Here is a 25,176-nt window from a genome sequence, read left to right as displayed (position 1 = left end):
AGTATCCAATTAAAAAATATAAGTAGCTGCCGAACGTCCGGAAATCATTACTGTAGCGGTTTTTCCGGCAAATTTAATATTAAAATTCTCATCTGCTTTATCCTCATTCTGAACAATCAGCACTATTTTCCCGGATGGAGTCTTAAAAGCAGCTGTTGAAAGATTTTCTGTCTGTGTAGAGGCAATTCGCTGAGAGCCTGCAGGAACAAACTTTGAAGCATGCGCAATGATATAATAGGAGACATTTCTTGTGAAATTTTCACTATCAGAAACGGTGATAGCCCCTTTACACTCCGTACATCCGCCATCTGTATGCGGACCATACTCCGGATCATTGGCAAGATTCCATTCCAAAGCGGTTTTGCTCCAATTTCGCATGGAACCGATGATTACATTTTTCATATGCCAGTTCAGATCTTCGTTAAAAGTTCCTTTTGAGCCTGTCCATTGTTCCGTAAAGTATAGGTTTTTGTCCGGGAATGCATTGTGGACCGTACTTAATGCTGATATATCTCCTTCATAAAGATGGAAAGCAGATCCGTCCACATACTGATTGGCTTTTGGGTCTTTTAAAATATCAATAGCATATTCAGGTTTGTTACAGTTATGATCATATACGACAATCTTTGTCTTGATATGGCTTGCCTTAAAAACAGGGCCTAAATGGTTCTTGATAAATTCTCCCTGCTGGGCAGACGACATATAAAGACTCGGATTATTTCCCGGATGTAAAGGTTCATTCTGAGGAGTAACGGCATCAATGGTTATCCCTTCATTTTTCATCCCCTGAATGTACTTCATAAAATAGTTGGCATACGTTTCATAGAATTCAGGTTTCATGCTTCCGCCTTTTGATTTCCCGTTGTCTTTCATCCAAACCGGAGCCGACCATGGGGCAGCGATAATTTTAATATCAGGGTTGATTTTCAGGATCTCTTTCAGCATGGCGATCAGATCTTTATCTCTCTCCAGACTGAATTTGGAAAGGGAGGCATCCGTCTGTCCTTCAGGAAGGTCATCATATGAAAAAACGTCCCCATCAAGATCAGAAGCGCCAATACTTAGCCTTAAATAGCTTATGGAAATCGAGTTTTTACCGCTTCCGAAAAGCTCATTAAGCAAAGCTTTTCTTTTTGAAGGAGACAATCTGTTGATCACTTCTACACTCCCTCCCGTCAATGTATATCCGAAACCATCAACATATTGAAACATCTGGGAATCATCAATTTCAATATGTTGAAAGCTGTTGGAAGTATTTACAAATTTAGCAGGGGCCTGCAACTGTAATGCTACGCTTTCGTCACCTTTTGTAAGCCAATATCTAACCTCATTTCCTTCATTGGAGGCAACTGATGTGCACGATAAAGGAAAAAGTACTACACCGCATAGCAGTGCAGTACCTTTAAAGAAACTATATAAGTTGTGAAACTTCATATTTAGTAGCCTGGATTTTGATGCATAGCTGTATTCGGCAATTCGTTGAACGGAATTGGCAGAATTTCATTTTTACCACTCTTAAATCCTTTAGATGCAAGCTTCGAAGGAGCATCTCCCCATCTCACAAGGTCAAACCAACGGTGTCCTTCACCTGCAAGCTCTCTTCTTCTTTCATCTTTAATGGCCTGTAAGGAAACAGGAACTGAAGGTAAACCCACTCTTGCTCTTACTGCGTCCAGCAGCGCCTGAGCTCTTCCTCCTGCTGCCCCCAAGGCTTCGGCTTCCATCAGGTAAGTGTCAGCTAATCTTATAGCAATATAATTCTGTCTGAAATTCAGTTCTGCAGGTCCGGGAAGTGAACTTTTCAGATCATTCGTAGGCATATATTTGTTTAAGAAGTAACCGGTATCTGCAAACGCAGGTCCATAGGTAATTTTACCATCTGCCACCAATTGCTTTGCATTGAATATGGTTACGTTCAATCTTGGATCACCCTGCATGAAATTAAACAGATCCTCTGTAACGGTATTGAATGCCCAGCCTGAATATACATCCGGTGCATCATTATTAGGAATATCTTTCAAAGAGTAAGAACGGGGTCCCACCATTACATTGATGGAGTTCCCTTCATCTTTTCCCTGCCCCCAGAATCCCCAGTCGGAGTTTCCTTTATTGGTATGCATTACTTCCAGAATAGATTCCGTTGAAAATTTGTACGGATCCTCTTTTTCAGGTCCAACTTTAAATAAATCTGCATAATTTTCTACGAGCTTATATCCATATTGGCTGGTTCCTCCGGGTGTCCCGTTTACTTCAGCAAACTGTGCCGCTGCTTCAGTCATTTTTTTATCATACAGATAAATTTTTCCCAATATGGCCCTGGCTGTTCCCTGAGTAATTCTTCCTCTGTCATTTCCGCTTGCTGTAAACATTAAATCTGGAATTGCCGCATTCATATCACTCTCTATCTGCTCATAAATTTCACTTGGCTTAGCCTGAGGGATATTCCAGTAATCGTCATCAAATTTTATAGATTTAAGTATCAGTGGGATATTTCCAAACATTCTTACAAGCTCGAAATAATATAGAGACCGAAGAACTTTTGCCTCCGCAATATATCTTTTTTTAAGATCCTCACTCATGGAAGCATCGGGGACTTTCTCTATTAAAAGAGTAGCTCTTGCTATTCCCTGATAATAATCCCTCCAGTAGCTGGCAGGCATGGTATTGGGATTAATCATATAATTATTCATTCCCTGAATACCTGCTCCATCATTAGAGTTTCCGCCTCCGGAATAAAAATCATCTGATCCTGCATTAAAAAAAGTAACTGAATTCTCGAATCCGCCGGAATATTTTCTTAATATATCATATACAGAAACCAAAGCACTAAAAGATTGCTGCTCATTTTGGAAATATAAATCCGTTTTAAAAGATCCTGAATTCTTTACATCATCCAGATATGAATCGCCACAGGCAATGTTACTAAAGCTTAGACCTGTCAGAAATGTGATCGCAAGTCCTTTATATATAAAATTCTTATTTTTCATGTTGTTGGTAATTAAAATTGAATATTGGCACCTATCAGGAATGTTCTGGCTTGAGGGTAGTAAGCTCTGTCTACACCGATAATATCCTGTTCAGAATTATTTCTTCCTGCAATTTCCGGATCATAGCCAGTATATTTTGTGAAAGTAAGCAGGTTTTCTCCGGTGATATACAATCTTACTTTGCTCATTCCAAAACGTTTTGTAACGTCCTGAGGAATCGTGTACCCTAACTGGACGATTTTCAAACGTACATAATCTCCTTTCTGAAGATAGTAGTTTGACATCCAGGAATAGTTATGGTTCGGGTCATTACGTGTAATTCTTGGACTCTCGTTGGTAGAGCCTTCCCCTGTCCAGCGGTCCAGCACTCTCGTCTGATAATTGGCATCAAGCATATCCAATCTTCTTAAACCCTGGAAAATCTTGTTACCTGCCTGCCCTTGTGCAAACATCATCAAATCGAAATTCTTATAATTCATATTCACTGTCAGTCCAAAAGTATATTTCGGAATAGAGCTTCCTAAGTTTACTTTATCATTGTCATCAATTTTTCCATCCCCGTTATTGTCCTGCCAGATGAAATCTCCCGGTCTTGCATCAGGTAATAATTTGTCTCCATTAGCATTTACATAGCTGTCAATCTGTGCCTGATTCTGGAAAACTCCACTATAAGTTTGTCCGTAAAATGATCCGTAAGGCTGCCCAACCACTACCCTTGATACCGCTCCCATAGTTTGGAAAGAAGCAAGATTAAAGTATTCAATATCGTCTTCTAATCGCAAAACCTTGTTTTTAATTGTTGCAAAATTTCCGTTCACTGATATGCCGAAATCTTCCCAATTCTTTTTATAACCCAGCTCAAGCTCCAAACCGGAGTTTTCCATATCCCCTACGTTTGACCAAGGTAAATTAGGTACTCCCACATAGCCGGGAATATTAATTTGCCTCAGAATATCAGATGTTTTCTTTTTATACCAGTCTGCTGTAAAGGTGAAATTGTTGAATAACTTTAAATCTGCAGCAATATTCAGCTGGCTGGTTTGCTCCCATTTCAGGTTTGGATTTTCCAATGTACTTGGCGCATATCCTATGATGATATTATTTCCGGAATTGGTGTAGTTGCTACCGGAAACCATGAAGCTTGCAAATCTGAAATTATCCATCTCATCATTTCCTAAAACACCATAACCTCCTCTCAGTTTCAGGTTATTGATCACCTTATTTTCCGGCCAGAAATTTTCTTTGTGAACATTCCATCCTAAAGACATGGATGGGAAAGTCCCCCAATGCTGATTCGTGGCAAATTTTGAAGAGCCATCTCTACGAATCGTTCCGGTAAATAAATACTTATCGGCATAATCGTAAATAATTCTACCGAAATAGGACGCTTTACGGGTCTGGATACCATCCCAGCCTGTTGCCGTAATATCATCCTGAGGAATATTAAAGTTGAAAGAGGCATCCTGCCAATGTTCAATAGGCAAATTGCTATACGTCAGACTGGTTCCTCCTGCTATATTGTACCGGTAAACTCCCTGTCCTATCATCACATTGATATTGTGGTCTCCGATCTTATTCTGATAAGTTAAAGTATTTTCCATACTCCATTCGAACTTATTTTCGTCTACCTTATTCAGGCTGTTAAAGCTTGTATTGTTATAATTGGGACTTAAATAATATTTCGGGGTAAAGGTACGGCTGCCCCAATATGATCTCTTACCGTTCAGACTTGTTTTGAATGTGAAATTTTTCAGAAACTTAAGTTCGGCAAAAACATTTCCTACAAAATCATCCGACCAGCTATAATTTCCTTGCTGTATGTGACGGAATGCCTGCGGATTGGTCATTTCCTGGTTTACATAACGAGAAATTCCGTATGGATTACCATTAGGATCCCGAATGATATAGGGGTTGGTGTAGCCGTTTGGATCTACCATAGACCAATCTGTAACCACCACTGGCGTTGTAGGATCCAGGTTAACAGCTGAAGCTAACGGACCACCGAATTCTTCGTTGGCACTGATTCCCTGGGATTTTATATGGGTATAAGCAAAGGTTTGCCCTAAAGTCAGATAATCGGTTACCTTATGGGTAGAGTTGAATCGGGCATTGATCCTTTTGTAATAAGAGATATCACTCATTACAATACCCGTCTGATCAAAATATCCGAACGATGTATAGTATGTTGACTTTTCATTACCTCCCGTAATGCTTACTTCATGAGAGGATTTTTCACCTGTCCCGAAAATAGCATCCTGCCAGTTTGTTCCTTTTCCAAGTGACTCAGGGTTGGAAAACCTGGGAGTTCCTCCATCATTCACAAAACCTTCATTAATAATTTTGGCATATTGGGTAGCGTCTAAAAGATCCAATTTCTTAGAGGCATTTGAAATACCATAAAATCCATTATAAGAAAGAGTCAGCTTTCCTCTTTTCCCCTTTTTTGTCGTCACAAGAATTACCCCTTTTGCAGCGGAAACCCCATAGATGGCGGCGGAGGCCCCATCCTTCAGTACTTCTATACTTTCTATATCAGACTGGTTCAGCCATCCGATATTATCTACAACGATACCATCCACAACCCACAGAGGACTGTTACTTCCTGCTCCAAAACTGGTAATTCCACGCACACGTACCGTTGCCGGAGCACCAGGCTGTCCGGAATTGGTTACTACAGAAACCCCCGCAGCTCTTCCCTGCAATACCTGCTCCGGCTTCCCTGCCGGAATGTTTTCTATATCACTGGCTTTAATACTTGCGATAGCACCAGTCACATTACTTTTTTTCTGAGTACCATAACCGATCACTACGATCTCGTCTATTTTATTCTCTTTGGAAAGTGTGTCCTTCTGCTGGGTCTGGGCACTGAAGCTCGCCGTAAAATAGAGGACGGCGACTGCTCCTAAGCTTCTTGATATTCTTACATTCATATATTATAGTTTTGTTTAATTCTCAAATTGAGACAATAAAAATATATTTTTTTTCAATTAATTAACATTCCATTCACAAATATTTTAATTTTTCTTTTATTTTTGAGGGTTAGAAGCCATATATTCGCATCAATATTTCATAAAAAATCAAAAAAATTCAATAAAGTACGCTCCCAAAATGACATCCAAGCTTTCTCATATTTCGCTTCCGCTAAAATTAACCTTCCTTATTTTTTCAATGGTTCTGAACTGTATGGGTCTTATTATCCTGCAGCTTGCGGATGCCAATATTACCTATGGAGAGCTCGGATTCCTGGAATCTTTTAAGGACCTTCCCATCGCCTTTATTTCTCTTTTTGCGGTAAGCTTCATTAATAAAACCGGGGCAAAAAAAGCTTTGATCCTAGCTTTAGCTATTGTTGGAGCCTGTTCATGTCTTCTTCCGTTTGTTGAAGTTTTCTGGTTTTATAAATTATGGTTTGCTATCATTGGAGCCTGTTTTGCCATAGGAAAGATCTGTGTTTTTGGAATTATCAGGAATAATATTTCAGATGAAAAATCGCTGGCGAAGACCATGAACAGTGTTGAAGCTTCTTTTATGATAGGAATCTTTGTGGTGAATACAGGATTTGGCTGGCTGATCTCCAGTCAGTATTCAGAATTCTGGAAATTTGGTTTTTTATTGATCGCTGTTTTATCTGCCATAACTATCCTACTCCTCTCAAAAGCCAAAATATCAGAGACCAAACCTCTGGAAAACAAAAGCATTTACTCTGAATTGTCAGGCTTTACAACTCCTGTTGTTGCCTTATTCCTCGCGGTAGTCTTTTTCATTGTCTTTGTAGAGCAGGGATTCAATTCCTGGCTTCCGTCTTTTTATAAAAATCACCTGAAAGTCAACTCTTTTTTTGCGCTTCAGGCCACTTCTTTTCTCTCGCTTTTTTCTTATGCAGGGAGAACAATAACAGCCAATATCATCAGAAGGTTTTCATTATCCGGATATTATATTACCTGTATGTCTTTAATCATTACCCTGTTAATGATTATCATCAGCGTACAGTATTTTGATTCTGAAAGTCCAAAACTGATTCTTTTTTTATTTCCGGTCATAGGGCTTTTCCTTTCCCCGCTCTACCCTGTTATCAATTCAAGAATGATCGCACAGGTCGATAAAGAAAAAGTAAACCTGTTCACTTCTCTCATCGTTATTTTTTCATCACTGGGGAGTTCTGTCAGCTCCATTATCATGGCTGTACTCTTCGAAAAACAATTGTTAGACTTTTATCCATTATATATTTTAACCTCTGTAATTCTTCTTTTTGTGATTAGTTTGTTATATTTTAACGTCTCAAAAGGAAAATATAGAAAATAGTTTTATTTTTACTGCCATGAAAATCAAAGACACAAAAAGCAAAGAAACTCTTCAGGAACTTATCGATACCAAAGATTTCGTAGCCCATATCTCTGTAGACTGCACCATATTCGGTTTTCACAATAATATCCTGAAAGTGCTCCTTTTAAAGTATCACGATCTGGATCTGTGGTCACTTCCGGGTGGTTTTGTTTTTAATGATGAAGACCTTCGTGAGGCTGCAGCCAGGGTTTTGTATGAAAGAACCCATCTTAAAGATCTGTTTTTAAAACAGTTTCACACATTTGGAAGAATTGACCGCACAGAAAATAACGTTCACCAGATCCTTCTTAAAAACAAAGGTATAGAGGTTCCCAAAGATCACTGGATTTTTCAGAGATTTATAACGGTAGGCTATTGCAGCCTTATCGATTTTTCAATAGCGGATACTTTCCCTGATGCTTTCAATGAAAGCTGTGAATGGTTCGAAGTAAGCAAGCTGCCCAAGATGGCTTTTGATCATGACAGGATCATAGAAACCGGCCTCGAATACCTCAGAATGAATATCAACACTGAAGTGGCAGCCAGCAATCTGCTCCCTGAAAAATTCACAATGAAAGATCTTCAGGCTTTATATGAAACTATTTTAGGCCAGAAATTCAGAAGGAATAACTTTCAGCGAAAAATTTTAAGCCTGAATATTCTGGACAGGCTGGAGAAGTTTTACGACGGCTCAGCCAATAAGGCCCCATATTTGTATAAATTTAAAACCAAGGTTCACAACTCTACCAATCAGTATCCTATATCCAATGATGAGGAGTCTTAAAAATACCTGATTTATTTTATAAACAAAGAAAAACAGCATTATCTGCCTGAAAACCAATATCTACATAAGTTTTCAAAAAAATTTTCAGAACACCACGAAAAATGTTACTTTTAACAAAATCAAAAAATCATGTCATATTATCCTCTTACAAGCATTCCTGACTATTATGGAATTGATGCTTTACTTACCGAAGAACACAAACTGATCCGCCAATCTGTAAGAGACTGGGTTGAAAGTTTTGTAATGCCGCAGATTGATCAGGCAGCTCAAAACCATACAGATCTTCCCGGTCTTATGAGAGAGCTGGGGAAAATCGGAGCATTGGGTCCATATATCCCGGTTGAATACGGAGGTTCAGGATTAGACCAGATCTCATATGGTTTGATCATGCAGGAGCTGGAAAGAGGAGATTCTGCAGTACGTTCCGCGGCTTCAGTACAGAGCTCTCTGGTGATGTTCCCAATTAATGAGTTCGGTTCTGAAGAACAGAAGAAGAAATATCTTCCAAAGCTTGCTGCCGGAGAAATGATAGGATCTTTTGGATTGACAGAGCCTAACCACGGCTCTGATCCGAGCTCCATGGAAACCTATTTTAAAGATATGGGAGACCACTATCTTCTGAATGGAGCTAAAATGTGGATCACCAACTCCCCTCTTTGCGATATCGCTGTAGTATGGGCAAAGAATGAGGAAGGAAAAGTGCAGGGATTGATCGTTGAAAGAGGAATGGAAGGATTCACCACTCCGGAAACTCACAATAAATGGAGCTTAAGAGCTTCCAAAACAGGAGAACTGGTATTCAATGACGTGAAAGTTCCGAAAGAGAACTTACTGCCGGGCGTAACCGGATTGAAAGGTCCCCTTTCCTGTCTGAATTCTGCAAGATATGGAATCTCCTGGGGAGTGATTGGCGCTGCTATTGACTGTTACTGCACTGCTGTTCAGTATTCTAAAGAGAGAAGACAGTTTGGTAAGCCTATCGGTTCTTATCAGCTTCAACAAAAAAAATTAGCTGAATTCTTAACAGAGATCACAAAAGCTCAGTTATTATGTCTTCAGCTTGGAAACCTTAAAAACGAACATAAAGCAACTCCTGCCCAAATCTCAATGGCTAAGCGTAATAATGTGAAAATGGCTATTGACATTGCCAGAGAATCAAGACAAATCCTAGGAGGTATGGGAATCATGGGAGAATTCCCGATGATGAGACACGCTGCCAATCTGGAGTCGGTAATCACCTATGAAGGAACTCATGATGTTCATTTGTTAATCACCGGTTTAGATATTACAGGAATTAACGCCTTTTAACTCAAGACAAAGCATATTAAAAAATATTAAAAGAGCCTGATCCGTAGATCAGGCTCTTTATTTTACTCACATTCCGGAGAATTGATATTCATTGAATAGTTATTGATGTCTCAATATTTTTATTAATTTATCAAAGTTATTACTTTAATACCAACAAAAATACATCAATATGAGAAAAATCACAACTTTTTTATTAGGACTTGCGGCTCCATTCTATTTTGCCCAGCAGGCAGGAGATCTGGTAAGTGCCGAACAGAAACTGGATTTAACACCACAGGGAGTTATCAATTTTATCGCCAACAATCTTGGAGAGCAGAATGCTCCTGACTTTGTAAGCTATCTCAATAGTTTCAATGTCGGTTTAAAGGGGTACAAAATTACCTACTACACTAAAAATGAGAAAAATGTTCTTGTAAAGGCTACCGGACTTCTCATGTATCCTAATGTTGGGTTTAAGCTGTCAACAGTAGTGTCTGATCACGGGACCACAGACAGCAGGCATAATGTTCCTTCCAATTTCAAAGGTGCGTTGACTGCAGGATTCGTGGTTGAACTTTCCTATGTACTGAATGGCTATATTTTAATGGCTCCTGATTATGTAGGAATGGGGACAGGAGAAGGAACCCACCCTTATGTAGACTATGCCACAGAAGCGGGAGCCACCATAGATTTCATCACAGCGGCGAATAAAGTACTGTCACAGCTGAATGTTAAACGTTATGATGAATACTTTTTAGCCGGTTATTCCCAGGGCGCTCATGCCGCCATGTCCACTTTAAAAAGATTAAGCATCTCAAATCCCAATAATATCAGGTTTAAATATGCTTATATGGGAGATGGACCTTATGATATGTCAGGGACAACCTTACAGAAAGGTGTTTTAGAAAAAGATATTTACCCGTTTAGCTCATTTTTAGCAAATGTTCTTCACAGCTGTAATAATGCCGGATATCAAACATATACTAATGATATTTCAGAAGTTATATCTGCAGAATATCTGGACAAATACAATTATCATGTTGTTCAGGACAACGGAGGGTTATTGTGGGGGCCTGTAATATGGCGAAAACTTTTTACAAATACCTTTATCAATGAAGTGACTAATAATCAAAATCATAAATTCAGACAATGTCTAAAACCGAAGGATGTATACGACTGGTACAATAAAACACCGATGACATTGGGACATTCTACAGTAGACCTGGCCATTCCGCCGGAGAATACTTCTAAAACAATTGATGTTCAAAGGGGGTATTATCCGTGGTGGGATCTGAACAAATACAAACTGGATTCTTTTTACTGGGGACCATTAGGCCATGTGGGTGGAATTGTACCTTTTACATTAGCCTCCAATGCAAAGTTTAATACATTGAGAAGCGGAGGACTTCTTAATCAATGGGCGATAGCAGGATCTGTTTTTGGTAAGCAGTCAGCAGCAACTCCCCCATCAGAAGTACCTTTACTTTCTTCCCAGATAAAACCGGAGTTGGGCAATATGCAGCTGATTGAAATTACCGATTTCAATAAAGAAAAAACGACAGCCAGATCAGCCAACGAACGCAGCTTATCCTCTTTAAAAGACGGAGTTTATCTTTTAAAAGTGTCGGAAAATAACGAAAACAAAATGCTTCCGTACATTAAAACAACGCCTGAAGCGGTTTCAGAAAATGAAATCGTACAAGCTGAAAACAATGCCATCTTAAAGTTAAAAATAGATCAGGAAGAGCTTTCCGCCATACATATCTTTGATGAAAATAAAGCTCTGGTAAGAACCATTTCCAAAGAACAGTATCAGGAAAACGGAGGTATCAGCCTGCAGGATCTGGACAGCAGGAATTATACATTTGAAGTGGTCACTCCGTTTTATAATCTCCAGTTCAATAAGGTGATCTCTAATCAGACATCAGAAAGCACTGCAGAGATCTTCACCCAAAACAAGCAGATCAAAGTGAAGGCTCATCATGATATTAAAAATATCAGTATTTACAACATTTCAGGTGCTTTAGTTATTCAACAGGAAATTAATAATCCACAGTTTGAATCACGAAATTTAGAATCCGGGGTCTATGTGGTACAAATTACCCTTGGCAGTGGAAAAGTCATTAACAAAAAAGTAAAATTATAATCCCCAAGCTCATCTTCTATAATATCATTTCAGATTAATTTTTGGCACTTCAGCAATGGAGTGCTTTTTTGATATAAATGACTGTGCCAGCTAATAATTATTTTTCCAGATTGAGATACAGTAATTCATTTTTCATGTAATGAATCTGTTTAAACTTTTTATCTTATAAGAATCATAGCTATTTTTTGACTTGAAAAAACTTTTATTCTAAACACTTAAGTCCACTGAAGTTAGTTTAAAATGATACTGTATAAAAAGTTTAAATAAGAAGAAAATCAAAGATTTTCATAAAGCTCAGGTGTACTTATTGTGCAGAAAGCTTGTGACTTAAAAGCAACTTAAGTGTTTAATCTTTTTTTAGCTTTTTTGGTTTTCATTGGAAAAGTTTAAACAGCTTTAATATTTAATTGTTTTGCTACTAATGCACAAACAAAAAGGATTCGTGCATTAGTGGCATTTAAAATAACTCTAAAAAAACAAATCAAATACAAGATGGGAAATTAGCATTCAAAAATAACCACAACTTACTGTTTAACAGAATATTTCAAACTTTTAATTTGGTTTTTCAGGCAGGATATTTCAAAAACAAAGTAAATGATATTTATCAACTATTTTAAATTATTCTAAATAAAATTAGAAAACTTGTTTTAAGCCTCGTAATTTTGCCGGAAGAATAATGTGAGATGATCCATAATGATTCCCTGTCCTCTTTGAGGTTCCGATTTTTAATTTTCCTTTTTCTTTTTACAGCCATAGCAGCCCCATCACAGGATCGGTCTCTGATGATCACCTTCGATGTAAAAGATACCGGTTTGAATCCCGTGAAAAATGCTGATATCAAAATTTCTTCCGGAGAAAATAAATACTCTGCTTTCAGCAATGATAAAGGAATTGCTGTTATCATTATTGCTCCGGGAAAATACAAAGTGGACATCCGTAAGGATGGTAATCCTGGATATTCCAATACAATATCCATAACAAAGGATGAAACATTCACACTCATCCTTTCTGAGAAAATAAACAATATCGAAGAAGTTGTCATTACCGCTAAAGAAGGAAAAGGGCTTACATCTTCCTCCATCATCAGCCAGCGTGCCATGCAGCACTTACAGCCATCAAGCTTTTCAGATCTTATGGAGCTTCTGCCGGGTGGAAGATCATCGGATCCTGTACTGAATCAGGTCAACAGAATAAGCCTTCGGGAGACAGGCAGGCCCAGCAATGATTATAATACCTCTTCCATGGGTACTACATTCCTGGTTGACGGTGCTCCACTGAACTCCAATGCGAATCTTCAGTACACTTATGATTTTCTGGATAAAACCAGTAACGGATTGAAAAGAAGACTCAATCTGACAAGTGGTGTAGATATGCGGAGTATTTCAACAGACCAGATCGAACGGGTGGAAATCCTGCGTGGAATACCTTCTGTAAGGTATGGGAATCTGACTTCAGGAATTGTAAAGATCACCAATAAATCAGGATATACCAAATGGAAAGCAAGATTTAAAGCAGACGGTTACAGCAAGCTTTTTGCGATCAGTAAAGGTTTTGAAAATAAAGATAAAGACCTGAAGATCAATACAGGGCTGGATTACCTCAATGCAAAGGCCGATCCAAGAGACCGGTTTGAAAATTATAAAAGAATTACCGCAAACCTGGCCATAGTAAAAGAGAAAAGACATGACACCGGAACTTCCAGATGGCAGACCAACATGAGCTATACAGGTTCTCTGGACGGTTCAAAGTCTGACCCTGATATAGATCTGTCTGAGCTGAACTCTTATGAGGTTAACAATCATCTTTTGAGCCTTTCCAATCTGTTCACATATACGAAAAACAATCCGTCCTTTTACAGATCCACAGAAATACAGACCACTTTCAATCAGAGATTTGATAAAATAAAGCAGACTAAATTTATCCAGCTGGAAAACGCAACAGCTTTTCCTCTATCCACAACCGAAGGAGAATATGACGGCTATTATCCTGAGCCCAGATATATTTCAGATTATACGGCAGACGGAAAACCTCTTGATATATTTGTCAAAATGGTCAACAACTTCCGGATTGATTTTAAATCTGTTAAAAACGAGCTCAATGCAGGATTCGACTGGCAGATGAGCAAGAACTGGGGAAAAGGACAGCAATTCGACATCTACAGGCCAATTGACCCGAAAGCGACTTTCAGGCCCCGTGCATATCGTGATGTACCGGCTTATATCACATCTGCCTTATTCCTGGAGTCGATCAGTAAGCTAGATGCCGGAAATCATACATTGACCCTGGCATTGGGAGTAAGAGGAAATTCAATGATGAACCTGCCTTCTCATTTCAGGATGAACGGAAAGATCTATGCAGATCCCCGAGCCAATTTTCAATGGGAGTTTCCTTCATTTGACTGGATGAATAAAAAAGCTCAGCTGGCTTTCACATTGGGATACGGTAGACAAAGCCTGTTCCCGGATCTTAACCTGCTATATCCCGAGCTCATTTACAAAGATGTTCAGCAGCTGAATTATTTTCACAACAATCCGGATTACAGAAGGATCAATTATAAAACCATGATATACAATCCTCAAAATCCTGAGATAGAGCCTGCGGTAAATGAAAAGTTTGAAGCAAGGCTGGATTTCAGTGTGGGGGCACATCAGTTGTCAATCACGGTGTTTAAGGAAAATATGCGTAATGCTTTCCGCACTATGAATGAATATGCCGTGTATCAGTATAAAAAGTATGATATATCAGGTATTAATCATGATGCCATTACTTCCCCACCGGATATTAATACACTTCCGTATCAGACTATCAATGAAAATTTCATGTATGCCACACAGCGAAATGGCAGTAAAGTAGACAAAGAAGGGGTAGAGTTTCAATATTCATCCAACAGAATCCCCAGGATCAATACAAGATTTACCCTAAACGGAGCCTGGTTCCGTACAAAATATGGCAATAGCCTGCCGGTGTACAGAGGAAAAGATTTACTGATCAACGGAAAGCCTTATCCCTATCTCGGACTGTATGAAGGCATGGAGCCCAAATCCGTCAATGAAGTTCTGAATACCAATCTCATGATGGATACTTACATTCCTAAGCTGGATCTTGTGTTTTCTTCATCGTTTCAGTTTTCATGGTATTCTATGCGAAAGCTGCTTCCGATGAATGGGGTGCCAAGCCATTATGTGGACCAGAATGGTCATATTTTCCCTTTCGACCCTGATACAGCTCAGGGAACCATTCTTGAGAGCCTGATCATTGCTCAGAATGAAGATCTGTACAATGCAACCAGAAGACCGGTGGAAATGAACGTCAACCTGAAAGTGACCAAAAGCTTCAGAAATAAAGCTATTGTCGTTTCTATGTTTGCAAGCAGACTTTTCAGTTATTACGCTCCTTACAGGAACAATGGATTTACGATCAACAGAAAAGGAGCTTATGATCCTTATTTCGGAATGGAAATCAACTTCAATTTATAAACAATTTCAATTCAATAAAGTTATGTTAAAACATGTATTAAGAACACTATTAGTATTGTGTGCTGTAATCGGTATTACGTCATGCTCTTCGGACTCCAATGAAGCTCCGGAAGCACAGACCTCATTAAAGCTGGAACTTAAAGTGGTTCCGGAAAACATCCAGGTTCAAGAATATAAGCAGCTTACTGTAAGCTTTAAAGAGCTTAACACCGGATTTACGGTGACCAAAGAGCTTAAAAATACAAATATCTTACAGGTTGTCCTTCCTTCAGGAACCTATCACATTATTGCCGAAGGAAACATTGCCTACTCAGACAATTCCGGATCAATAGAAGCGAAAGTAGCCGGAGTACAAAACGGAATGGTGATCAATGGCAACGAGACAAGCAAAACCATAGATATGGCACTGAAAGCAGGTAGCGGAAGTGACCTTATTCTGGAAGAAGTTTTCTTTACCGGAACAAAAACTCCGCAAGGTGCCATGTATTTCGGGGATCAGTATTTTAAGATCACCAATAACACAGACCAGACCCTCTATGCTGATGGCATGCTGCTGATCCAGTCGAGCTTTATGACTAACGAAAAACAGGATTACAGCCCGAATATCATGGGAACTACCCTATCTGCCGGAGCGATTATAAGAATTCCGGGAACAGGAACTACGTATCCTGTGCATCCGGGAGAGTCTATTGTCATCGCTGAAGATGCCATCAATCATAAAGACTTCAATCCTTCATCCATTAACCTTTCTACAGCTAATTTCCAGATCTTCAAGGAAGATTCTGATGATATCGACAATCCTGCCGTTCCAAAAATGGTAAATGTTTTCGAAAAAATGGTGATCCATACGCAGGGATATTATGCCTATGCTCTGGCCCGTATACCACAGGGAATGACCAACGAGGCACTGATCGCCCAGAATTCATATACCTATACCTATAACCTTACTTTTGGAGGTGATGTTTATCCTATGGACGGTACCGCTGTAAAGATTCCGAATGAATGGATCATTGACGCTGTCAACTTAAGTGTGCAGGATTCTTACCAATGGCTGGTAACATCTCCTTCCCTGGATATGGGATGGACTTCTGTGGCTTCATTCGACGGAGATCAGAACCGTTTCGGAAAAGCCGTACGCAGAAAAGTCATAGGACAATCAATGGAAGGTAAAAATATTTTTAAGGATACCAACAACTCCACAGCAGATTTCGAACATGGTGTAAAACCATCTTTATTTAACTAAAATGAAATATTTTCTTTCCATATCCATCCTGTTTACCTCCTTGTTTGGAGCTGGCTTTCAGGCTCAGGTCAATGATACGATCATAGAAAAGATACATGAGGAATACAGCTATGAAAGACTGCTGAAAAACAGCATCAATGTAAATCCCGCCAGCCATATGGGCGCCAGAAAATACAATATCACCACTTTCAGCGTATTTACCGAAAGTTCTGATACTCCTAACCAGCTAAAGCAAAAAGGAACAGGAAAAAACCTTTGGGGAGCGGAAGCCCGCACCTTACAGATCCTTAATGACCAAACAACGGTTTGGGGCCATGCATCCTATACTCAGGGGAAAAGCAAGCAGGTGGTATGGAACGAAAATACGGATTATGATCTCATTTATCCTTACGTAGCAGCTGACAGCGTAGGTGGCGATATGAAATTTGAAAGCTATAGCTTTTCAGGAGGATATTCCAGAAAGCTCAACTCATATACTATTGGTATTACGGGAAGCTACAGGGCAACATTGAGCTACAGGGATGCAGATCCCCGGCCAAAGAACACAACAGCGGATTTTTCTCTAGCGCTGGGAGCCCATAAAACGATATTTCAGAAATTTAAGATCGGTGTTTATCTTGATGCGGAAAAATATACCCAGAAACATTATCTGAGCTTTGTAAGCAATCAGGGTTACCCTATGATCTATAACATGAGCGGACTGGGAAATTACAATGATCTTCTGTCCGGAAAGCTTCGCCAGACTTATTATGAAGGCTGGTCCTATGGTGGAGGAATACAGATCTTTGATGCTGACAACAGGAGCTGGTACCTGAATATTGGCCTGAAAAAGTTTAATATGGATAAGTTTCTGACAGAGTATTCTGATCTTAATGCTTCCAACATTGATGAACGGCAGTTCAATGTATCATTAGGGAAGTTTTTTGATGCCGGGAAAATAGTCTGGGGAATCTCTGCCGAGGGAAACAGCAGGGAAAGAAAAGGAACCGAAAATCTGTTTCTGAATGAAAATTCCAGAAACTATATACAGATAGGCAGTGCAGAAAAATACAGTCACAAAGTAAACAATGTTATTTTTAAAGGACTTTTGCAGACAGGTAATGAGGAGGTAAAATCTTCTTTGGTCCCATTCTTTGGATGGGCTCAGGAAAAGGAGAAATACAGCAGTCCGCTATCAAGAATAGAATTAGGTAAGCTCACCTATGGTGTAGATTATCAATGGATAAAAACTTTCACATCCAGCCAGGCCCTGTCTGTGTTGTTAGGACTTTCAGCAACGAATGTCTATCATAAAGATGCTCTTTTCAACAACTCAGGAAAGCCATCTGTCAATGCTATGCTTCAGGAAAATTACGCTTTTCAGTCCTCGGATTTCTGGCAGGCTAAACTTGACATTAAGTTTCATTTCAGCCTTCCTGTTGTAAAAAATGCTTTTGCAGGAGGTAAAATGATGTACAGCAATTTTAATAATGGCAGCAATGTATTATTTGCAGCTACTATAGGAAGTATTTTTTAAACCCATTATATGAAGTTTTCAGATCTTAAACTGGTTCTGTTTCTCGGAGGTGTTTCCATCTTCTGTATGCAGCATACCCTCAGACAATATCATGTAGATTACGGAGAGGTCGCTGAGCAATATAAAAAACCTTTACAATACTGGCCTAAGCCCTCTGTAGATGCGGAGGTTAAATGGAAAGAGTTTGAAGCTATAGAATGGGATTCCAACTATTATGAAACCCAGGAACTTCCGGAGGTCATACTTGGGAAAAAGCTGTTTTTTGACCCCAAACTGTCATCATCCAGCCAGATCTCCTGCAGCAGCTGTCATAATCCTGAATTGGGCTGGGCTGACGGCCAGGAAATAGCTTTAGGTAATGACCATTTACAGGGAAAAAGAAACACCCAGTCTCTTTTCAATATTGCAGAAAGGAAATCCTATTTCTGGGACGGAAGGGCCAAAACACTGGAAGAACAGCTGAAAGGACCGATATCCGCTCATAATGAAATGAATATGAAACCGGAGAAGCTTGCCGGAAAGCTGTCAAAGTTTAAAGAGTACAGACAGCTTTTTAAAGAGGCATATCAATCCGATAAGATTACATTTGATAAGATTGCCAGAGCTCTTGCCACTTTCCAGAAAACGATCAGAAGCCAGCCCAGCAAACTGGACAAGTTTATCCAATGGAGATTACAAGGCGATGAGCGATAAAGAGATCTATGGCATGCACCTGTTCCGTACAAAGGCGAGATGCATGAACTGTCACTACGGAAAATACCTGACCGATGAATCTTTTCATAATATAGGTCTTACCTACTATAAGCGTGAATATGAAGATCTTGGCCTGTATCATGTTACCGGAAGATCCGAAGATGTGGGAAAATTCAAAACCCCTTCCCTTAGAGATCTTGATTACACCGCTCCATGGATGCATAACGGGCTGATGGATGATATGCATGGGATTGTCAGTCTTTACAACAGCGGAATGCAGATGATCAACCCTACTGCTGAAGAAAAAAAAGCAGACCCTGACTTCCCTGTCACCGATCACCTGATGAAGCCATTACAGCTTAATGAGCAGGAAACAGATGCCATTGTTGCTTTTCTAAAAAGCATGTCCGGAAGCTATTATAAAATGCCCCGTCCGGAAATACCAAGAAAATAGAATATATTTTAAATAATTGATAACTAAAACCCTAAAACACCTTATTTAAACTAACCATTTAAAAAGGTGTTTTTTATTTATCCTTAAAACTTAAAGCCGATACTGAAATAGATTCTTGAAAAATCCAGCTGGTTGTTTCTGGAAATATTAAGGCTGATCGGACCTAGAAGAGATTCATAGCCCAGATTCACTCCATACCCAAACATACCAAAACTGTCATTAAACGGAGAGTACTCTTCACTGACCTTTCCATAGCTGAACGAAGGAGTAAGATAGAGTCTTTTCATGATTCTGTACTGTAATGATATTCCCGCTTTGGCTACAGAGGTCATGGGAAGTTCTTTTTGCCTTAAACCGTTGAATTCAGGACTTAACAGGTCATAATTGTACTCACTTCCCCCCAGATTATATTTTTGATTGAGAAAAAGATAGGGAACCTGATCTTCCCTTTTGGCACCAAAACTGGTTCCCAGAAACACATTGACCTTTGCTGTCAGCCTTCTCGTAACAGGATAGGCAAAATTTTCATTTAAAGTAAAAGAGACCAGATTTTCAGGCTGATAATAATAAGGTTCCTTAGGATTTAATATGGGATAAAGCAGAGGTTGTACCGTATTCAGATCATACAGCTCATACCGGTCTCCATAATAGAATCTTGTGCTTACCTGAAAGTGATTTCCTTTTGTTGAAAAATATTTTTTGTTGAGATTGTTCTGTTCGAATTTCAAAAAGGTATTGAAATTACTGTGGTTATAAAGTTTTTTGCTGTAGTTATCTATTTTGGCCTGGTCTACCTTATCCAGCAAGCTGTACATTCTTTCTGTACTGAATTCAGTTCCCACGGAAATGAAAGCATTAGGACTGATGTTATAGTTCAGAGCAATTTTTGCTGTTATATTTCTGTACATATGGTTGGGAAAATTGTCACTTCCCCCTTCACTGCCTACCCCATACAATCTGAAATTAAGATCATTACTTTTAAGATGGATCATTTTAGCCTCCAAATCCATCCATAAGCGCTCTCCCCTGTCTAAGAACTGCTGATAGGCCAGTCTGGCCTTAAAACGTTCTGAAACATCAACAGTCGCCAGAAATCTTGACCTGTTCAAAAGAATATTTCTATAGGTATAGTTCACAATAATCCCTACAGACTGCTCAGTATCATAGTGCAAGGCAAGTTTAAAAGCTCCTTTTTTAGCCTTTTTCACGAAAATATTCATGGTAAGACCGTCTCCGGTATTGGTGTAAGTATAATAGACCTTTACGTACTGGCGCATTCCAAAAACCCGGTCTATCGCTTCATTAACGGTTTTTACATCATAGTACTTTCCTTCGGTCAGTCCCATTTGTTTCTTAATGACCTCGATTTCCACAGCATCTGTCAGAGGAGTGCCATCCTCTTCACTGAAAGTAAATTTTGTCGTAGGCAGCTTTACTTCCTCTATCATTGTATGCTCATACTTTATCCCCAGCCTCCTCTGGGTTTCTGCAAGCGCTACAAATTCAGGGAGGTGCTTTTTGGCCTCTATTTCTCCAATTCTGATAATCTTCCTGTATCTGGCAAAATCTTTTGTGGTAATATCTCCTAACGGGTCTACAAAGTCTACCAGGATATCAGACAGTTCTTTCTGGTGTTTGAAATCTTCCACAGAACGGATGGCATGCGTCTGATAGATCATTTTCATCGGATTCTCGATTTCTTTTTTGGTAAAAAGCCTGAAGCCGGTATATCCTCCAATGACAAAATCAGCACCCATTTCACGGACCTCGTTCGCAGGGTAATTGCGATCCAATCCACCGTCTACCAGGAGCTTTCCATCAATATAAACCGGGGCAAAAGCAGCAGGGATAGCCAACGTAGAGCGGATAGCCAGCGGCAAAGATCCTTTTTTCTGCATCACCAGCCCTCCATTTTCAATATCTGAGGAAGTGAGTTCTACGGGAATCCTCAGTTTGCTGAAATCATTGATATGTTTGGCATTGAACGTAAGGGTATTAAGGACCTCTCCCATATACTGTCCTTCAATATACGAGCTGGGAAGCGTCGGAATTCCTTTTACAACAGGAAATTCGAGAATATACTTGTCATATTCATCTTTTTCGCTGATATTGACCTTACTGTAAGGAATTTTGTTGCTGAGAATTCTGTTCCAGTCTACTTTATAGACCGTTTGCTTCAGCTGATCAGCATTGTAGCCCATTGCATACAGACCACCCAGAATTCCTCCCATACTGGTTCCGGTAATATAATCCACCTTGATCCCAAGGGAGTCAATCATCTTCAAAATACCGATATGGGCAAATCCTTTCGCACCGCCACCACTGAGTGCCAGTCCAAATTTAGTATCTTTGGTTACATTTTGAAGAGCAAGGTCCAGAGAATCATTCTTTTGCTGAGATTTGATAATCAGAGAGAAAACGATCGCTAAAAATATCAGGCTTTTTTTCATGTGTGCTCCGTGATTTGTGCAGTATAGACTTAAAAAGTTTTACTTAAGGAGTAAAGATACACAAAAAATATGGGCTGAGCCAACGTTTTTCAGGAGTTAGTGAATAGATTTTAAGCTAAAAAAACAACCCTTAAAATATTGGTTATCAACAAAAAAAATAAGCAATAATTCCCCATTAAATATTTTTAATATGCTTTCACTGTCTCCACAAAATTAATATCCGGATTCAGAATTTCCAGGATAAGGCTTTTGACCGATTTCATGGCATCATCTATATTTCCTTTATCAAACTGTAAAGAAACCATTCCTTTTTTGGCATCAGCAAAGCTCCAGATCCCTGTTTCTATCGGGAATCCCCAGAACTCGGGAAGATGCTGTACTACATAGTGGTAGATACAGAGCTGAAGCGCCTGCTTTCTGTCACTGTTATGGAAATACTTCTCTATATTCTCGTCATCGATCTTCACGCTGAGATTTTTGATCTTTGCCGTCTTATAGTCAATAATTCTCAGGGTTCCGTTCAACCTGTCAATCCTGTCAATAAATCCGAAGAAGGAAATCTTATCATTTCCGTCAAGATAGAATTCCACATTTTCAAACCTTCTTTCAATATCCACGATCTCTAATTTGTTTCCCTGCCGTATCAGCTCAAGGTCGTGGTTTAGAATATTTTCGATCACCTTTCTGGCAATGGCTTTATGGATGTAGTTCATCCCTTTCTCATAGAATTCAGGCTGATGTTTAAGCTTCTCAATCGCTATATTTATATATTGATCAATTCCTTTAATTGAAGCTTTTAAATCGCTTTCTTTTAAAATTTTACCTTTAAGAATTTCATAAACTTCTTGAAGTGAATAATGAACCAGGTTTCCATAATTTTTCACCGATAGCTCCTCTTCAATTTCATCCGTTTCCGAGGTATTCAGAATCTTGGATAAGTAAAAATCTATCGGATTATAAAGGTAACTTGTGAGGTGGGAAGCAGATACTTTTTCTTTCCATTTCTGAAGACGTTCCTGCACGATCCTGGTCTTTGAAATTTCTATGGGCTTGGTCATAATCGGCTCGGAAGAATTCTCAATGATCAAATGCTCGATCTGGTGTGAGCTCTCCATTTCGATCTGGGTGACAAACCTGCTTTTCTCTCCGGTATTAACTCCTGAGCTCAATGCGTTATACAGCAAATGTACATTTTTTGCATCCTGGATCAGCCTGTAAAAATGATAGGCATAGATGCTGTCATTTTCAAGAAAGGTATGAAGATCAAAGAACCTTCGGATATCAAAAGGAATATAGGTATTTTGTGAATTTCCGAGCGGTAGTTTCCCTTCATTCACAGAAAGCATGATAACGTTCTCAAAATTCAGGAGACGCGTTTCCAGCAGTCCCATGATCTGTAGTCCCCGCAAAGGTTCTCCCTGAAAATCTATACTCTCGGAATTAATATGCTGGTTGATCAGAATTTCAAGCGTTTCCATCCTGATCTCAATATGGTAAGGGGTCAGCTGATTTTTGATGATCCTGAAGGCATTTTCAAAATGAGAGACATTCTCGTACTGGATATCATCTATTTCAAGCCATTTTACCTGCTGGCAGAACGATATAAGCATGTCCAGATAAGCATAGGTGCTGACTGCCTTCTGAAGGAGGCTGAAATAAGAAAGTCCGCTTAAAAGCTCATGCAAAAGCTTTCCGGAAATATAAACAATATTCCTTTCTTCTACTTTTGCTTTAAAATCATTGATGATCTGCTCATCTTCCGCCGACTTAGGCAGTTCTTCCAGAATAGGAAAAATATCACGGTAGTAATATGAGGATTTATTTTTTTCCAGCTGTTTCTGTAGATAAAAAAGTCTTTTTACAGCATTGGAAAAGGATAAATTCTTCAACGGAAATCCCATGGTAATATTCAGGTTTTCAACGTCATGCATTACATCCAGGCTCGCCGGAAGAAGATTTTCATCCAACAATACTACAGCCGTGTTGGAATAGGTTTTATTATCGATTTCTTTAAAGATCTCCGGTAGAACTTTGGTTTGCGTTACATTTCCGGAAACTTCATATACTTTGATCTTCTTAGGTTGGTTAAAATCATCCTCGATCCACCGGAAAGCCCGGTTATCATCAAATTCTTTCCAGGTTTTATGGTTTCTGAGGAATTTCCCGGCCTCCTGCTTCTCATCATCAAAATAGTAACGGTCTGCCTGAAAAAAGCATTGGGCTTTATTCCATTGCAAAAGGCTTCTCACCAGCTTTTCCTCAACGGGCGTAAAAGCATTGAAACCGCAGAAAACAAATTGTTCTGAAGTATTTTTAGCAAAGTCACTGATCTTAGCCTTGGCAGTCTCATGGATCATTCCTGAGGTCGCCCAGTTCCTTTCCTGTAACCTCTGTTTTAATTCCGGGAGAAAAACGTTCATATTCTGCCAGAAATTAAGGAATTTCTTTCTCGGGACATCATCGTCCTCTCCAAGGTTCTGGGCCCATTCTTTGATCCTTTCCTCATCGAACATATACTGCAGAACCGCCTGATCACTGTCTGAAAACTTCAGAATATCATCCCAATCCTTCTGCAAGGTCGGAAACCACTTCAGAAAATCCGAAAAATCATCTTTAGGAAGAAGGTTCAGGCTCCGGTAAACATCAAATGAGAAAAGCCAGAGTGGAATTCCCTGGATAGGCTGTTTATCCGCAATTTTATTAATAAGTTCCTCTACGGTCAGAAAATCGGGTAGAAATCCCGAATAATTATTTTCTTCAAGGATCTGCCTGATAAACACAATGGGACGTTTCCCGGGCAGGATGATGTTGAACGCAGATAGATCCGGGTTTTGCGCCAACAGCTCATGAATGATCTTATTGAGGAATTTCAAGGGGATTGATAGCTTTTTAGGTTTTCTAGTTCTTCAGAAATAACAGCATTATACTCTGCCTGTTTTTCTTTGCTCATCCCATGACGGGTATCTTTGTCATAGGAGATCTGAAAGTTTTTATATTCTTTGGATATCCCATTATAAATGGTTTTAAAATATTTATCATAGTCACCTGAGGTTTTGATCTTTTCTGTAACTGCCTTTCTGAATTTCCTTACAAACAGCTCTGCAATGTCAAAGTGCTTCTGCTCGTGCAACAGGATATAATCATTGATTTTTGTCACATCCTTCCAGGATTTATCTTCATTGAATATTGCTTTGATCTGAATGGCAGCAGGTGACTTCGGATTGCCGGATGTCACCACAGAAAATTCCCAGCCGCAGTTTGTATATGCTGCAACATCCGGATTGCCCTTTCTGCTGATGGGACTCTTAAAATTATCCCACGTCAGTTTTTGCCCTTCCTGCCAGAAGATCTTCTGCCCGAATATCCAATCAACAGCAAGTAAACAAAACACCAGGGCCAGCTTCATTATTCCACCACAATTGTTTTGGTGATCCAGTTATCACCGCCGTTCCAGAATTTAAAAGTATAGGTTCCTTTTTTCTGTGGGCTGAAATTGATCTGGTTGGTTCCTGAATAATTTCCCTCGGCACAAGGTCCGTTGGTTCTGTATTTATAAGCTGTCACCGTTCTTTCAAGATTATTGCTGTAGATATAGTCATACCCGTAAAAACCTTCACATTGAGACGGATAGGTGGAATAGGTCTTTATACTTTGTATCGCATAAACATCCATCGTATCACTTACGATCTTTACGCTGTCTATTTTGATCTTGTCAATAGATTCAATAGTCTCGTAATCATTGTCATCATTACATGACACCATAAGCAGGCCACACAATAACGCTGAAAACCCAAGATTTAAAAGATTTTTCATAACC

General features: G+C 39.3%; 14 protein-coding genes and 1 pseudogene. 8 read left to right on the top strand and 7 right to left on the bottom strand.

Annotation, left to right across the window (positions count from 1 at the left end):
• Nucleotides 1-9 precede the first annotated feature (9 nt).
• From AC4IF5_RS08970 to AC4IF5_RS08960, 3 genes are read right to left on the bottom strand one after another with little or no spacing between them, the layout of a single operon-like run.
• Nucleotides 10-1,434 carry a glycoside hydrolase family 30 protein gene (locus AC4IF5_RS08970; RefSeq protein WP_490733707.1) on the bottom strand — a complete coding sequence of 475 codons (1,425 nt, stop codon included), beginning with the start codon at nt 1,432-1,434 and terminating at the stop codon, nt 10-12.
• A gap of 2 nt (nt 1,435-1,436) precedes the next feature.
• Nucleotides 1,437-2,987: a RagB/SusD family nutrient uptake outer membrane protein gene (locus tag AC4IF5_RS08965; protein WP_490733705.1), complete on the bottom strand. Its 1,551-nt coding sequence runs from the start codon at nt 2,985-2,987 to the stop codon at nt 1,437-1,439.
• A gap of 11 nt (nt 2,988-2,998) precedes the next feature.
• The gene (locus AC4IF5_RS08960) at nt 2,999-5,917 is read right to left on the bottom strand and encodes a SusC/RagA family TonB-linked outer membrane protein (protein ID WP_490733703.1); all 2,919 of its coding nucleotides are present in this window, start codon (nt 5,915-5,917) and stop codon (nt 2,999-3,001) included.
• 178 nt (nt 5,918-6,095) lie between these two features.
• Between AC4IF5_RS08960 and AC4IF5_RS08955 the strand changes: the two genes are divergently transcribed.
• From AC4IF5_RS08955 to AC4IF5_RS08920, 8 genes and pseudogenes are all read left to right on the top strand, one after another.
• Nucleotides 6,096-7,289 carry an MFS transporter gene (locus tag AC4IF5_RS08955; protein ID WP_490733702.1) on the top strand — a complete coding sequence of 398 codons (1,194 nt, stop codon included), beginning with the start codon at nt 6,096-6,098 and terminating at the stop codon, nt 7,287-7,289.
• A gap of 16 nt (nt 7,290-7,305) precedes the next feature.
• Nucleotides 7,306-8,094 (top strand): NUDIX hydrolase, encoded by a 789-nt coding sequence (locus AC4IF5_RS08950; RefSeq protein ID WP_490733700.1) that lies wholly within the window; start codon nt 7,306-7,308, stop codon nt 8,092-8,094.
• A 129-nt stretch (nt 8,095-8,223) separates the two neighbouring features.
• Nucleotides 8,224-9,402, top strand: a complete 1,179-nt coding sequence (locus tag AC4IF5_RS08945; protein WP_490733698.1) for an acyl-CoA dehydrogenase family protein — start codon at nt 8,224-8,226, stop codon at nt 9,400-9,402.
• Nucleotides 9,403-9,571: 169 nt separating this feature from the next.
• The gene (locus AC4IF5_RS08940) at nt 9,572-11,527 is read left to right on the top strand and encodes a T9SS type A sorting domain-containing protein (RefSeq protein WP_490733696.1); all 1,956 of its coding nucleotides are present in this window, start codon (nt 9,572-9,574) and stop codon (nt 11,525-11,527) included.
• 782 nt (nt 11,528-12,309) lie between these two features.
• Entirely contained in the window at nt 12,310-15,003 is a 2,694-nt protein-coding gene (locus AC4IF5_RS08935; protein WP_490733694.1) for a TonB-dependent receptor, read from the top strand.
• Between the two features lie 22 nt (nt 15,004-15,025).
• Nucleotides 15,026-16,246: a DUF4876 domain-containing protein gene (locus AC4IF5_RS08930; protein WP_490733692.1), complete on the top strand. Its 1,221-nt coding sequence runs from the start codon at nt 15,026-15,028 to the stop codon at nt 16,244-16,246.
• A 1-nt stretch (nt 16,247) separates the two neighbouring features.
• Entirely contained in the window at nt 16,248-17,762 is a 1,515-nt protein-coding gene (locus AC4IF5_RS08925; protein ID WP_490733690.1) for a DUF6850 family outer membrane beta-barrel protein, read from the top strand.
• A 66-nt stretch (nt 17,763-17,828) separates the two neighbouring features.
• A pseudogene (locus tag AC4IF5_RS08920) lies at nt 17,829-18,909 on the top strand (cytochrome-c peroxidase).
• Nucleotides 18,910-18,992: 83 nt separating this feature from the next.
• On the opposite strand, the gene AC4IF5_RS08915 reads toward AC4IF5_RS08920, so the two are convergent.
• The 4 genes from AC4IF5_RS08915 to AC4IF5_RS08900 all read right to left on the bottom strand — a co-directional run bounded on the left by AC4IF5_RS08915 (nt 18,993) and on the right by AC4IF5_RS08900 (nt 25,172).
• A complete protein-coding gene (locus AC4IF5_RS08915) occupies nt 18,993-21,359 on the bottom strand; it encodes a patatin-like phospholipase family protein (protein WP_490733688.1) in 2,367 nt (788 codons plus the stop codon).
• Between the two features lie 185 nt (nt 21,360-21,544).
• A complete protein-coding gene (locus tag AC4IF5_RS08910; RefSeq protein ID WP_490733687.1) occupies nt 21,545-24,232 on the bottom strand; it encodes a PD-(D/E)XK nuclease family protein in 2,688 nt (895 codons plus the stop codon).
• Nucleotides 24,229-24,765: a DUF922 domain-containing protein gene (locus AC4IF5_RS08905; RefSeq protein WP_490733685.1), complete on the bottom strand. Its 537-nt coding sequence runs from the start codon at nt 24,763-24,765 to the stop codon at nt 24,229-24,231. Before AC4IF5_RS08905 ends, AC4IF5_RS08910 begins: the two co-directional genes overlap by 4 nt.
• Complete coding sequence (locus AC4IF5_RS08900) at nt 24,765-25,172, bottom strand: hypothetical protein (RefSeq protein WP_490733683.1); 408 nt, start codon at nt 25,170-25,172, stop codon at nt 24,765-24,767. The genes AC4IF5_RS08905 and AC4IF5_RS08900 overlap by 1 nt, the downstream gene beginning before the upstream one ends.
• Between the last annotated feature and the right edge of the window lie 4 nt (nt 25,173-25,176).

It is taken from the genome of Chryseobacterium sp. UF-290, assembly GCF_058245615.1.
This window is presented reverse-complemented; position numbering and strand designations above follow the sequence as displayed.

Coding starts and splice junctions, on each gene's coding strand:
- AC4IF5_RS08970 (WP_490733707.1), bottom strand. CDS start 1,434: ATGAAGTTTCACAACTTATATAGTTTCTTTAAAGGTACTGCACTGCTA.
- AC4IF5_RS08965 (WP_490733705.1), bottom strand. CDS start 2,987: ATGAAAAATAAGAATTTTATATATAAAGGACTTGCGATCACATTTCTG.
- AC4IF5_RS08960 (WP_490733703.1), bottom strand. CDS start 5,917: ATGAATGTAAGAATATCAAGAAGCTTAGGAGCAGTCGCCGTCCTCTAT.
- AC4IF5_RS08955 (WP_490733702.1), top strand. CDS start 6,096: ATGACATCCAAGCTTTCTCATATTTCGCTTCCGCTAAAATTAACCTTC.
- AC4IF5_RS08950 (WP_490733700.1), top strand. CDS start 7,306: ATGAAAATCAAAGACACAAAAAGCAAAGAAACTCTTCAGGAACTTATC.
- AC4IF5_RS08945 (WP_490733698.1), top strand. CDS start 8,224: ATGTCATATTATCCTCTTACAAGCATTCCTGACTATTATGGAATTGAT.
- AC4IF5_RS08940 (WP_490733696.1), top strand. CDS start 9,572: ATGAGAAAAATCACAACTTTTTTATTAGGACTTGCGGCTCCATTCTAT.
- AC4IF5_RS08935 (WP_490733694.1), top strand. CDS start 12,310: ATGATCACCTTCGATGTAAAAGATACCGGTTTGAATCCCGTGAAAAAT.
- AC4IF5_RS08930 (WP_490733692.1), top strand. CDS start 15,026: ATGTTAAAACATGTATTAAGAACACTATTAGTATTGTGTGCTGTAATC.
- AC4IF5_RS08925 (WP_490733690.1), top strand. CDS start 16,248: ATGAAATATTTTCTTTCCATATCCATCCTGTTTACCTCCTTGTTTGGA.
- AC4IF5_RS08915 (WP_490733688.1), bottom strand. CDS start 21,359: ATGAAAAAAAGCCTGATATTTTTAGCGATCGTTTTCTCTCTGATTATC.
- AC4IF5_RS08905 (WP_490733685.1), bottom strand. CDS start 24,765: ATGAAGCTGGCCCTGGTGTTTTGTTTACTTGCTGTTGATTGGATATTC.
- AC4IF5_RS08900 (WP_490733683.1), bottom strand. CDS start 25,172: ATGAAAAATCTTTTAAATCTTGGGTTTTCAGCGTTATTGTGTGGCCTG.